Source organism: Micromonospora andamanensis (genome assembly GCF_016863495.1).
GTDB lineage: Bacteria > Actinomycetota > Actinomycetes > Mycobacteriales > Micromonosporaceae > Micromonospora > Micromonospora andamanensis.
On sequence record NZ_BOOZ01000045.1, the window covers coordinates 1 to 12,537 of the forward strand.

Below are 12,537 nucleotides of genomic sequence, written 5' to 3' on the forward strand. Positions count from 1 at the left end.
AGGGCGCCCGATGTCTAGTCCCACCACGTGATTGACGCGATCGTTCCAGGACGTGCGTGTCGTTTGGTCTGGGACTCTGTCTTGGGGAGGGTCGTCGGGCGGTCATAGGTCAATGCGCTGCTCGACGGGGCTGGGGTCGTCTGGTTCGCCGAAGCGGAGGGTGGCCTGCGCTGGCTTGGTCGGGAAGGCTCGCAGTTGCGGCTCCATCGCCGCGAAGAGTCGAGTGGCGTCAGGACCGTAGGCATAGAGGACAGCCTCGCCGCCACCGAACTCGTGGCCGTCGAAGTCACCGGCGTCAGCTGCCTCGATAGCGTCTGTCAGGCGACTCGCGAGGTCGTAGATGGCCTGCCGTTCCTGCTCCTCGCCGAGGCCACCGCCCGTCAGGGGGTAGCGGACGATGACGGCATGCTCCGGTGCGCTCATGTGGTGCCCCTTCATCGATCAACGCGAGCCGCCGGTGGTGCCGGTGACGGCGACTTTACGAGGTCGGCTGACCTTGATGGTGCGCACCGGCTGTTCGGTGCGTCGGGCGGTGCGGATGCCGTCGTCACAGGTGATCGCCGGACGTGTGTCAAGCATGCCCCGTGACGGGACAGAGGCCCAGGTTCCGAGTGTTCAGGGACCTGAGGGTTCTCGACGTGAACCAAGGGTTTGTCCCGCGCTATCGCGGATCCGCCCGATCCGCGGGTTCGCGGTGAACCTGGCGGAGAGTCTGGTGCCTTTGTTCCGTCAGGAAGGTGGTTACCGCTTGCCGGAAGTCGTGCGGGTTCTCGACCCAGGGCAGGTGGCCGCAGCCGGCGAGGCTCACCCGTTGACTGTTTGGCAGCGCTTCGTGCAGTGAGTCGACGGCCCAGCGGGGGCGGATGTCCTCGGTGCCATCGATGATCAGCACGGGGAGGTCGAGCGCCCGGCACTGCACGATCAGGTCGGGGTCTCTGAGTTCTTGCTTGACCTCGGCGTTGAGGGCCTGGTTGCAGTCCTCGTTGATGCCCAGCCATGGGGTGGCCATGCGTTCGGCGTGCCGCAGGGCGGTGCCGGGGTCGGCGAAGTCGGCCGACCACTGCAGTACCGCCCGTTCCCGTTGTTGCGCGGGCGTGCGGGCGCGGGCGCCGAGCGCCTCCCACCGGTCCAGATGGTGCCCGAGCCGCTGTCTCAGGTTCCGTTCGTAGTGCGGGTGCCAGCCGCGTTCGGGGTCGATGCCGGTTCCGGACACGTAGATCAGGTGGCTGACCCGTTCGGGGTGTTCGATGGCGTACCGCAGCGCCAGGTGCGCACCCCATGAGTGGCCCAGCAGGGCGGTGACCGGTCCGGCCAGATGGTCGCGTACCGCGTCGAGGTCGGCGACGAAGCGGGCGACGCTGTAGGGTCCGCGCCGCTGCGAGCGTCCGCAGCCGCGCTGGTCCCATCGGATGGTGCGGGCATCGTCGTCGAGCAGCCGGGCGACCGGGGCGAGGTAGTCCCACAGGCCCGGACCGCCGTGACAGAGCACCAGCGGCGGCCCGGTGCCGGACTGCTCGGCCCACAGGTGGCAGTTGTCGTCGCTGCGCACGTCCAGGCCCATGGCGACAGTATGGCGGCTTGTGCCGGTCCGCTCCGCGGTGCGAGACAGCCGGGTCAGTTGATGGTTGGCGGCGTGCGCCCGGCCACCGTGAGACGTCGAATCGTCGGTCCGATCGGATTGGTGTGCTCAGCGGGCGGCACCAGTGTGCCGTGCCGCTGAGCGTCAGCTGCGTTCACCGCATCGGTGGGGAGTCACCGGGAGGTGGTGACTGGATGATCCGGCGGGCTTCAGCCACCACCTCAGCGTCGACGTCCTCGTCGGTCGTATCGCTGTATTCGACGCAGCCGTAGACGTCGTCGAGTTGAACAAGCCGTTCGGCGAGGGGAAGCCGATCGTGGCCGATCTTCGAGTGTGCCCAGGCGGTGAGGCTCGACGGCGACATGGTCCCGGCCACCACTCGGGCGGCAAGCGCCCGAAGGGCTGCTACCTGCCCGGCTCGGCTGCCGCGCTCGTAGTAGGGCAGGCTGAGCTCGGCCAGCGCGGCTTCGAGGACGTCGGGCATCTCGTCGTCTGCATGACGTAGCGACACTGCGGCCAGCATGCGCAGGGCAGGTCCGTCATAACCTGCCACCAGCAGGTCACAGGCGTGACGAACCACCTCGGCGGCGGTGACATCCCCGACGCTCCACAGCGCCACCGCATCACCCATGGCGAGCAGCGCCTCGTTCGGGTTCACGTCGTCATAGTGGCTCACGTTCTGCACCGGCGCCGCTGGTTATCGCCGTCCCCCGGGGTCGGCTCGGCCGTACGCGCCACCGGTCTCGGTGCAGGCGTGGCGTGGCGAATCGGGGCCCGCACATCGAGTGATGCCGTCGTGGCCTGCGGTGCCGGCAGGGCTGTCAGGATCTGCCAGACGGTCGGATCTGACAGCCCCGGCCCTGGCCACGGTGCCGCCGCTAGCCTGAAGCCTCTTCCCTTTCTCTTGCCTGTGCTGATCTGACGCGCCCCGCGACGGCATCGCGCCCACCCTCCGGTCGGCCGCCGTCGATGCGCCTCAGAGCCGCAGCACTCGTCACCTGCCCCCTGGCCGCAGCAGCAGTGGTCTGGGCGCGAACCCCTGTCCCTCAGGCGGTCACCACTCGGGTGACCGCCGTCTTGTCGTGTCCAAGGAGGACACCATGCCTAATCCCTACCAGCACCCGGACGGCGACCTGTCGGCCGTCCGCCGTACCGCAACCCCACCCGATCCCCGTACCGGTAACGCCGCAGCCGCACGCCACGACCGCCGATCCGGCCCCGTCGACGACACGACCCCCACCCGGGTGGTGCCCCCGTGCGGACCGGTCATCGGCGTTCACATTGCTCCCGTCGGCCGCCGGGCGGTGTCGCGATGAGCGACGTGAGCCTGCCGGAGCAGATTCGCCTGCTGCGTCTTGAGACGACGGCCGCGATCGCACAACGGGAGACGCTGGCGGTCGAGGCGCGGTCGGCGCTGATCGCCGCGCTGGAGAACCGGTTGATCTGCCGGCCCGGGTGTGAGGACGCCCTCGCCGAGTGGGGTCTGGAGCCGCTGCCGCAGCGGTGGACGGTCTGCGCGGAGGCGGTGCTGTCGTACACGCGGTCGCACACCGACGACCAGCAGGCCCGCGAGCAGGCGCGTTTCGGTGTGCCGGATGAGGTGCGCCGGTTGGACCCCGCCGTGGCGGTCTACCCGAGGCAGGTCGTGGAGGTGACCCGCGAGCCGGGCGGGGAGGCGTCGCCGACGCGGTATCGCCTCACCGTGCGGGTCGACCTGCAGACCTGGGCGACGGCGACCCGGGCCGTGGACGCGCAGGTCGCCGCGCAGGCGGCGGTGCAGCGGCAGCTGCCGGTGCTGGCCGCCGCCGGCATCATGCTGACCGGCCTGACCTGGCATGCCGTCGACAGCGCCGACGACGGTGCGACGGACACCGGCAGCGGCGCCCGGACGGCCGGGGATCAGCTCGACGATGACCTCGCGGCAGCGATCGCGGCGCGGGACGGGGCCTTCGACGCCCTGGCAAGCCTGCGTCGTCGTATCCGGTCCCGTGCGATCCGCGCGCTGGTCGACGACGAGTTCGGTGGCAGCTCGCACCATGTGGCACCGCGGGTCGACGGCTTTCTGACCGGTCTCGGACTCGATGCGCTGCCCCGCGCCCACCATGTCATCGCGGTCGCGGACCTGGTCCTGCTGGTCGCCGCCGATACCGCCGAGCAGGCGTGCGAGGCGGTGCGGGACACGATGCGGGCGGTCACCACCGACGGGTCGGACGAGACCCGGCCGTGGAGCGCGTACGGGTGGACGGACCGCGAGCACGCCAGCGTCGACCGTGGCAGGTGGCGGGTGCCGTGGCGGCACGAGTACGAGATCCGGCTGCGTGATCAGGCCACGTCCGCTGACGCCGCCGCCGCAGCGGAACTCCTGGTGGAGGCGGACCTGACCCGTGCGCTGACCGGCGTCGACCATCAGCTGATCACGGTGACCGCCACCGTCGAGACCGCCGGCATCGACCTGTGCCTGGACCCCGACCGGGACTGAACCCTGCGGTCGCCCATCCGAACCGGTCGATTCGCGGCCGGCCGCAGGCGAGCCCAGTCACCTTGCCCGGTGACGGCTCGGTCCCGCTCACCGGCCTCTCACCCTCAACCCGACACCCTTCTGGAGTTCCTCGTGTCGTTTCCCCCCACGCTGTCGCTGCGCTCGCCGGCCGATGTGGTGGCCGCCGTGCCGTACCTGCTCGGTTTCCGCCCCGACGACGCCAGCATCGTCGTGATCGTCACCGACGGCCGCCGCGTCGTCTTCGTCGCCCGCACCGACCTGCCCGCCCCCGATGCTCCCGACCAGGAGATCCGCGACCTCGCTGGTCAGTTGATCCGCGTCGTGCGACGTCAGCGCGCGGTCACCGACCTGGTGATCGTCGGCTACGGCGACGCCGACCACGTCGACGCGGCCCTGCACGCCGTGAACGAGGCGGTCACCGCCGCCGACATGACCGTGCGGGACCTGCTGCGGGTGACCGGCAGCCGATGGGTCAGCCTGCTCTGCCGCAACCGTGCCTGCTGCCCACCGCAGGGAACACCGTTCGACCCGACCGCGTCGCTGATCGCGGTGCAGGCCACCGCCGCCGGGCTGGTCGCCTTCGCCGACCGGGCCGCCGTCGCCTCCCGATTCGCACCGGTCGACGGCGCAGCCCGCGACCGGATGCGGCAGGCCACCGACCAGGCGGTGCTCCGCCTGGAGCGGATGCTCGCCGCCGGCACGCCCGTGGATGACGCCGGCGCGCAGGCCGTCGGTGAGGCGCTACGCCGCCACGACGGGAGCCTCAGCGACAACGAGGTCGCCTGGCTCACGGTGCTCCTTGCCCGCCCGTCCGTGCGGGACCGGGCGGTGGAGCTCACAGAGCCCACCGACCGGCACGTCACGTTCTGGGCCGACGTCACCCGCCGCGCCGCCGAACCGCTCGTGTGCGCTCCGGCCACCCTGCTCGCGTTCGCCGCCTGGCGGTGCGGCGACGGCGCCCTGGCCGTCATGGCCGCAGAACGGGCCCTGCAGGTCGATCCCGCCTACCGGCTGGCCGACCTGCTGCTGCAGGCCCTGCGCGCCGGTCTGCCGCCTGCCACCGTCGCGCAGGTCACCGACCGAACCGATCCCTCCACCCGGTAGCCGCCCACCTCCCGGCCTGACCTCCGCCAGCGCGGGGGCGGACCCATCCCTGCCCGCACGCCGACGACCCCGTGCAGCGGTGCCCCGGCTGCCCTCATCGAAAGGAACGACAGTGAGCCTCTACACCCTTGCGCCCCGACCCGGATACGAGCGGTACACGATCCAGGTCGGCTGGAACCCACACCGCACCTTCTTCGCCACCGTCGTCGACCTCACCGACGACCCGGCCACCGGCACCGACACCGGCCCGGTGTGCCTGCGACTCGGCCTGATCGACACCATCCTCGACCCGTCCGAGGTCCTCGACGCCGTGCGACCCTACGCCGTCGTGCCCGCTGACCTGGCCGCCACGCTACACACCGACCAAGCCACCCACCCGGCACACTGCACCCCACGCCTCACCGGGACCACCGCCGCGCCGACGGCACGCTGCGCCCTACCCAGCGGGATCGCCAACCACGTCGACCCTGCCGTCGCGCCCACCAGCCATCCGGAGCAGCGAGCCGCGCACCGCCGGCCGGCCCGCACGACCGGCAGCTGGTTCCCGCCCATCGCCATCACCGGCAGCCGCCTGCTCCGCACCGAACTGCACGCCGTCGAACAGCAGTCCGGCTACGAGTTCGACTACGCCGACACGATCGCCCAGGGTCGCCGCCACGCCACCCGCCGCCCTCTGATCGTCATCGGCGCCGACCTGCTCGCCCGGACCCGCCGCCGCCTGTCCTGCCGAGGCCTGATCCTCGTCGCCTCGGTCAACCCGCCCGACGACCACCTAGTCGCGCGCGGCCGGCGCGTCGGCGCGACCTACGCCATCGTCCTGCCCACCGCCGCCGGCTGGCTCGCCCACCACCTCCTGCGAGACCTTCCCACCTGACCCACCCTCCACCCGCGACAACCATCACCGGCACCACCGTCCGTCAACAACGGCCGCAGGATCGCCCGAGTCGGCACCGGCCGCCAGCCACACGCACGGTGCCACCCGAACCGCAGGCAACACCCCACGCAAAACGGCCCGCCACCGGCGGGCCGTCGTCATGTCTGGACCCGGGACGCCATCGCCTAGGAAACGTTCGCGTCCCGGGTTCTCCACCAGAAATGGAGGAACCCAGTGTTCACCACCCTGACCGTGATCGCCACCGCCGCCGTGGCGATCGTCCTCGCCGTCTGGGCCCGCCACGTGAGCGTCGAGACGCGTCGGCTGCGGGCCGCGCTCACCGACGCCGCCTGGCAGCTGGCCCACGATCCCCTCACCGGCCTGGCCAACCGCGCCGGCCTGCTCGCCGCCCACACCATCCTCGCGGCCACCCCGCAGCCGATCATCGTCGTGCTCATCGACCTCGACGGCTTCAAAACCGTCAACGACACCCACGGCCACGACACCGGCGACGACCTGCTCATCACCATCGCCGACCGCGTCGAGGAACTCACCGACCTGTACGGCGGCACCGCCGCCCGCCTCTCCGGCGACGAGTACGCCGCCCTGCTGCCCGCCGACGGCCACGACCCGGACCGACTCGGCGCCGCGTACGTGGCCGTCATCGCCGAACCCGCCCGCCTGGACGTCGACGACGCGCCCACGACCATCGCGGTCACGGCGAGCATCGGTGTCGCCCTCGTCGCCAGCACCGATGGTTTCGGTGAGATCGCCCTGCACCGCGCTGACGTCGCCATGTACCACGCCAAACATGGCGGCGGGAACCGACACGTCCTCTACACCCCCGGCATGGCCATGCCGACCCGCACCCCCCGACGTGGACCGCGCCCCCGCGACCAGCGTCCGAGCCAGGGGAGGGCCGGCGCGTGAACCTCGGCACCCTGATCGCCTGCGCCACGTGCGGCTACGCCCTGACCGAACACCACGACGGGGACCGGGTCGTGTACCGGCATCCGGTCAGCGAAACCGACCGGCACCGGCCCGTCTCCGTGCCGGCAGACCTCGTCGGGGACGTTTACGACCGCTGCCACATCTGCAGCGCCGCCCGTCCTGTCTGGGTGTACCGCACCGCCGAACTGGAAGCCCACGGCATCGGCGGTAGCCGCGAGGTCATCCAGACCTACAACACCCGCTGGCACGTCTGCCTGCGCTGCGCCCACCACATCGAAGCCGACAACCCCGACGCCCTCACCGCCGCCAGCGCCGCCGTCATGGGCTGGCAGCCCACAGACCCACGCCACGCGCTGCTCGCCATGGTGCACCGCGCGATCATCTACGCCCGCGAAGGACGCACACTGCTGACCACCACGACCTGGCCACCCGCCACGATCCAGCTCGGTATGGTGCCGAAGATCCGCGACCGGCTCACCGGACTGCTCCGCGGCCCGGCGGAGCTTCCCGCACCCCTCCGCGCGCCCACCACCCGCAACGCGCTGGCCGAGAACCTCGACCGTGCCCCGCTGTACTGGATCGACCAGGAATTCACCGACCTGATCAACGAAGTGACCCCGGATCAGCCACCCGCGCCGGTGACCGAACGACTCACCCCCACCCCGAGCGGACTCGTCGCCTGGCCCCGACCCCTCGGCCACGGCCGGCAGGTCGCCGCCGCGTCGTGGACCCCGCAACCGGGAGGCTGGCACGTCCTGTGCTACCGCAGCATCGGCGGCGGCGTCCCGGAGGATCTGATGCCGTCACTGCGCCACGACATCGGCTGGCTCATCCCCATCCACAGCGAACACCTCACCACCGGCACCGTCGTGGACGGCACCCACCCGCTCGGCCCGCTCATCACCACCTGGCTGCTGATGAACCAACAGATGGCCGAAGCCGCCACCGCCACAGTCCCCAAGCCCGTCCGCAGGGCCTACCAGCGCCAACAACGCCCCGCACCCGACGTGCGCGTCGTACGGATCAAACCGCCAGCCGCCAGACCGTCCGTCGAAGCGGCGGCAGCCGACGTCGACCGGAGCCGAACCAGACCGGAGTACCGGTACTGGGTGTCCGGCCACGAACGCAACCAGGCATACGGGCCGGGCCGACGCCTACGGAAGAAGATCAGCATCGAACCATTCCTGAAGGGGCCCGAGGACAAACCGATCAAGCTCAGCACCACGGTGCGGGTACTCGGCACACGGCAACCGCCGGGCGCCGAAGACCGCGAGTAACGGCCCAGGACCGGGTGCGGTGGCGGGAGAGGAAGATCCCTGCCACCGCACTCGTGGTGACTGCCCAGACCGGGTGTCGCCGCACCCGTGCACAAGGCGGGCGGGCCGGTGCGGCCAGCGGGCGATAACAGGGCGGCACGGTCATTCGGGCGTGGAATGCTCGCGCCACGAGCCGGGCGACGGCGCCCGCAGGAGCCGCTCCACCATGTCCTGAGCCTCGGCCTGACTGTCGAACTCCCACCGCAGCGTCGTGCCGCTCTCGCTGTCCCCGGTGCGGGCGATGACCTTCCACTGGGTCTGACGCACCAGCCACACATCACGGCGTGACAGCCTTCCCCACAGCCCGTTCCACCACCTCCTGACCACTCGATCAATGACCCGAATCGTACACATGTTCGATCATGTGATGGTCGCGAGTCTGCGAAGCAACAAGCAGGTCGCAGTGCTCTTCGATACCCCTTCCGCGTCGAAAACCGTCCCGGCGGGGGAGTGTGGGATGTCAGTCGGCGGTCAGGGGCACAAACGGGTATCCCTGCTCGACGCAGACCGGCATCGGCCGGTAGTGGGCGGTGATCCGGTCGGCATCGCGGTGCGGCTCGGCGACCTCCACGACCACGCACTCGCCGAAACGGTTGTAGAAGGCGTAGACCGTCACGCCGTGGCGCTGCCACCAGGGCACATCGGCGCGCACCTGCTCCGACCACGCGGCGAGGTGCCGGGCGCTGTGGGCCACGTCGATCATCCGTACCCTCACCTGCGGGACCAGGGCCCGGATCTGCGCGTCGATGCCGGGCGTGGGGATGCGGTAGACCAGCAGCGTCCCGGCCGGCATGTCGGTGGCGACCCCGGCGTAGCTGTCGGGCCAGCGGCGCGGACCGACGGTGTCGATCGTGCCGCCCGCGTCCATCAGCTCCTCCTGACCCGGCCAGTACGACTGCTCCGGTGCCGGTGCGGCAGCCGGTGGCCCGGCCGACGCGGCGGGTGTGGCGCACGCGGCCAGCAGCGGCAGGGTCAGCAGCACCGCCAGGTACCGTCGTCGCATCGGCACACCTCCACGGCAGGGCACTACCGGGTAGAACGAGTCGCAGGCGCGTCCCGACCCGGCGCAGCGCGTACCGATTCGTCCAGCGGGGGAGGGGTTGGAGACAAACCTGCTTGCGGGCACCGGTAGCTCCGGTCATGATCTCGGTTATGCGTGATGTGAAGGGCGGCCCCCGCCCGGTGCGGTGAACGGGTCGACGTCGGCGGCTGAGCCGGAGAACCTGATCTGGTTGGATGCCGCCGTGGCCGGTGGTGAGGTCGCGGTCGGCGGGAACGAGTTCCGGTCACGGGTCTTCGCCGCGGTGAACGCCGATCGTGACGGCCCGGTTGCGCGTCGCCTCTTGCAGGTGGCTGCCGATCCGCGTCCCGCGGTGCGGCTCACGGTGCTTCAACTTCTGAGCGATCTCGTCGCCTCCTGCGGCGGCGAGCCCGTCGCGGAAGTCGCCTCGGCGGCGATGACGGATCCTGACGATGCGGTCCGGCGCGCGGCGTGCTGGCTGTTCGTGGCGTCCGCCGGGGTGGACCGTGCGGTCGCGGCGTTGTGGTCGGCACCGGATGCGGTGGTCCGGGTGGCGTTGGCGGAGGCGCTCTGGTCCAAGTTGTGGCAGCGTCCCGACGAGGACCGGTGGCTGCGGATGGTGGCGCGGATGCGACGCGACCCGGTGCCGGCGGTGCGGTTCCTCGGTTCGCTGGCCACGCTGGTCGTCACCCGGTGCCCGGATTGGTCCGGGTTGGAAGCGGCAATCCGCGAGGATCTGGAGGCGGCGGCTGCGGCACTCGTCGGCGAGGGTGGTCGCAGCACCCGGGGTGCGGGGCAGCGGTGGGCTGCCGTGCTGCGCCGCCACGATCGCGACGAGAGCGCGTACTCGTGGGTGCAGCGGCTCCTGCGACCACACGAGCCGGAACCGGTCCGTCAGGCCGCATTGGAGATCGCCGCTGAGGCGATGCGGATATGGCGGGCCGCGCCTGTTCGGCTGGCACCGGCACTGTCGGCGGTGCTGAACGAGGCGCCGTCAGCGGTCCGAGCGGCGGCGGTGGAGGTGGTGTGTGCCTCGCTGACCGCTACCCGGCTGGCTGCCGAGCACCTCGTGCCGCTGCTCACCGACCCCGTGCTGGCGCCGACAGCGGCGACGGCGCTGGGCGGCATCGGGGATCCACGGGCGCTACCGGAACTGCTTCGCATGCTGCGTGCCGGCACACCGCATCGGCGGCTTGCCGCAGCGCTCGCTCAGGTGGCCCCCGCGTTGTCCGATCCCACCGAGATGGTCAGCACCGTTCGTGAGGTGCTGGCAGAACATCGGGACCCGTGCCACGAGGGCCGACCGCGGCAGGTCTGCCCCGCGGTGGCCGCCGTCCACGCCATGGCGGCGATCGGCCCGGCCGCCGCTGCGGCGGTACCCGCGCTCACCGCACGGCTCCGCACGGCGGTCGACGGCGGCGACCCGACGGCCGCACGTCTCGAGGTCATCGCCCTGCAGGCGATCGGACCATCCGCGAAGCCGGCGGTGCCGCTGCTGCGAGCGCTGATGACCGGCCATGATCGGGATGCCGATCTCGCCACCAAGGCGGTCCTGGCGATTACGCAGGACCGGTCGGTCGCCGACGACTACCTCGACGCCCGCCCGGAACACCTGCGACGCTGCCGCATCGCCCCCCAGCTGCTGACCTGGTTGGCCGACCACGGCGGTCTCACCGACCGGCAGGTCCACCAGGCGAATCACCTGTTCACTCAACCCGGCGCTATGCAGCTCGGTGCCGCCTGCGCCCTGTGGCGCCACAGCGGGCCTGCCGAGGCACCGCGCCTTCTCGCCGAGTTGCCCAAATACCTCGACGACGACGCCTTCGGCCCCGCCGCGATGAGAGTCCTGGCCGCCATGGGACACACCGCTCGGCCCGCGCTGGCGGACCTTGATCGGCTGATCGAGTCCCGGCACCGGGTAGCCGTCTATCTCGGTGACCCCGACGCCGAGATGCGCGCCGACGAGCAACTCCTGCACCTGGCGGTCACCACGAGGGCGCTCATCAGTGACACCAGGCGCTGAATCGCTGCCGGCCGGTAGCGCGGTTGGGGTGGCGACGCGATCCCACGGAGAATCTGTGCGAATGACCAGGCAGGAACGTGAGCAGGTGCGCTTGCGGCGGCGGCTGGAGGTCCTCCAGCTTCCCGTCATGCCGCTGCACCTCGTGGGGTATGTGCTCCCACCTGCGACAGACACACGATGGAGCCGGAGGCCGCAGGCGATCGGAGTTGGACCGGGAGGCCACGCGTACGGCGTGTGGGCGAGCACAGACGGGCCAGGGCAGAGGCTCGTCACGGTCCACGACGGGGCTCGCCGTCCAATCCGGTCCGTCCACCTCGACAGTTGCCTGGAGCCCTCGTTCGTGCAGCCGCTGCCCGATGGCGCCATCCTGCTCGTCGACGCGCGCAGCCGCGGCGGCCCGAACGCCGAGATCTGGTCCGCCGACGGTACCCGCCTGCGGCAGGGACACCTCGGCGACGCGATCGAGAACGTGCTGACCACACCCTCAGGAGCAATCTGGGTGGGCTACTTCGACGAGGCCATGGGCGGCGCCGGTCCGCAAGGGCACGGACTGGCCAGGTTCACACCCGATCTCGAACCCGGCTGGGTCTACCCGCACCGGGCAGACCTCCCGCCGATCGATGACTGCTACGCCCTCAACGTTGCCGGAGAGACGGCTTGGAGCTGCGCCTACACCGCCTTCCACCTCGTTGCCGTCGACAACGATCAGGCCATCGACTACGGCATGGCGCCGCAACGTGGAGCCAACGCCCTCCTGACCGACGGGTCCACGGGGGCCATGATCGGCGGATACGGGCCCGAGTACGACCTCGTCACGCCGTTTCACATCGTCGAGGACCATGCGGTCACGACCGGCGGGCAATGTCGGCTCGTCCTGCCCGACGGACTCGAAGTGCGTGAACGACGCATCTACGGCAATGGCACCGAGATGCACGTGTTCATAGGGCGGTCCTGGTACCGCGTCGATCTGGCCCAGGTAACGCGTGGCCATTGAGCGCTGTTCGGAGACAGGGACGAGGCAGGTGGCGCTGGACCGGATAGCGGTGCACTCACGGCGACGTGCAAGAGCTGCGACGGCGCGTACCTGAGCCCCGACGCGGCCTGCCACGCGGCGTTATCGAAGAGCGGCACGCCCACCCGGTTCCGCAAATCGTCGAACGCCTCATTGG

Annotated in this window: 13 protein-coding genes; 7 read left to right on the plus strand and 6 right to left on the minus strand. The window is 71.0% G+C overall.

What is annotated here, in order from left to right; genetic code table 11:
• Positions 1 to 102: 102 nt before the first annotated feature.
• From Van01_RS26825 to Van01_RS26840, 4 genes are all read right to left on the minus strand, one after another.
• Positions 103 to 423 (minus strand): hypothetical protein, encoded by a 321-nt coding sequence (locus tag Van01_RS26825; protein ID WP_204013249.1) that lies wholly within the window; start codon positions 421 to 423, stop codon positions 103 to 105.
• Between the two features lie 18 nt (positions 424 to 441).
• Positions 442 to 579 carry a hypothetical protein gene (locus Van01_RS26830; protein WP_204013252.1) on the minus strand — a complete coding sequence of 46 codons (138 nt, stop codon included), beginning with the start codon at positions 577 to 579 and terminating at the stop codon, positions 442 to 444.
• Between the two features lie 82 nt (positions 580 to 661).
• On the minus strand, positions 662 to 1,561 hold the full coding sequence (locus tag Van01_RS26835; protein ID WP_204013255.1) for an alpha/beta fold hydrolase: 900 nt from the start codon (positions 1,559 to 1,561) through the stop codon (positions 662 to 664).
• Between the two features lie 172 nt (positions 1,562 to 1,733).
• Positions 1,734 to 2,255, minus strand: a complete 522-nt coding sequence (locus Van01_RS26840) for a hypothetical protein (protein WP_204013257.1) — start codon at positions 2,253 to 2,255, stop codon at positions 1,734 to 1,736.
• 636 nt (positions 2,256 to 2,891) lie between these two features.
• On the opposite strand from Van01_RS26840, the gene Van01_RS26845 reads away from it, so the two are divergent.
• The 5 genes from Van01_RS26845 (at position 2,892) to Van01_RS26865 (ending at position 8,285) form a co-directional block, all read left to right on the plus strand.
• On the plus strand, positions 2,892 to 4,058 hold the full coding sequence (locus Van01_RS26845) for a hypothetical protein (RefSeq protein WP_204013259.1): 1,167 nt from the start codon (positions 2,892 to 2,894) through the stop codon (positions 4,056 to 4,058).
• 132 nt (positions 4,059 to 4,190) lie between these two features.
• Positions 4,191 to 5,183, plus strand: a complete 993-nt coding sequence (locus Van01_RS26850; protein WP_204013261.1) for a DUF4192 domain-containing protein — start codon at positions 4,191 to 4,193, stop codon at positions 5,181 to 5,183.
• A 112-nt stretch (positions 5,184 to 5,295) separates the two neighbouring features.
• Positions 5,296 to 6,057 carry a CpaE-like family protein gene (locus tag Van01_RS26855; RefSeq protein WP_204013263.1) on the plus strand — a complete coding sequence of 254 codons (762 nt, stop codon included), beginning with the start codon at positions 5,296 to 5,298 and terminating at the stop codon, positions 6,055 to 6,057.
• 234 nt (positions 6,058 to 6,291) lie between these two features.
• Entirely contained in the window at positions 6,292 to 6,987 is a 696-nt protein-coding gene (locus Van01_RS26860; RefSeq protein ID WP_239099324.1) for a GGDEF domain-containing protein, read from the plus strand.
• A complete protein-coding gene (locus Van01_RS26865; protein WP_204013265.1) occupies positions 6,984 to 8,285 on the plus strand; it encodes a hypothetical protein in 1,302 nt (433 codons plus the stop codon). Before Van01_RS26860 ends, Van01_RS26865 begins: the two co-directional genes overlap by 4 nt.
• A gap of 141 nt (positions 8,286 to 8,426) precedes the next feature.
• Here Van01_RS26865 and Van01_RS26870 read toward each other — a convergent pair whose 3' ends face one another.
• Entirely contained in the window at positions 8,427 to 8,591 is a 165-nt protein-coding gene (locus Van01_RS26870) for a hypothetical protein (protein WP_239099325.1), read from the minus strand.
• A 193-nt stretch (positions 8,592 to 8,784) separates the two neighbouring features.
• Positions 8,785 to 9,327 carry a hypothetical protein gene (locus Van01_RS26875; protein ID WP_204013270.1) on the minus strand — a complete coding sequence of 181 codons (543 nt, stop codon included), beginning with the start codon at positions 9,325 to 9,327 and terminating at the stop codon, positions 8,785 to 8,787.
• Between the two features lie 184 nt (positions 9,328 to 9,511).
• Between Van01_RS26875 and Van01_RS26880 the strand changes: the two genes are divergently transcribed.
• A complete protein-coding gene (locus Van01_RS26880) occupies positions 9,512 to 11,368 on the plus strand; it encodes a HEAT repeat domain-containing protein (protein WP_204013273.1) in 1,857 nt (618 codons plus the stop codon).
• A 340-nt stretch (positions 11,369 to 11,708) separates the two neighbouring features.
• Positions 11,709 to 12,362: a hypothetical protein gene (locus Van01_RS26885; RefSeq protein WP_204013275.1), complete on the plus strand. Its 654-nt coding sequence runs from the start codon at positions 11,709 to 11,711 to the stop codon at positions 12,360 to 12,362.
• Positions 12,363 to 12,537 lie beyond the last annotated feature (175 nt).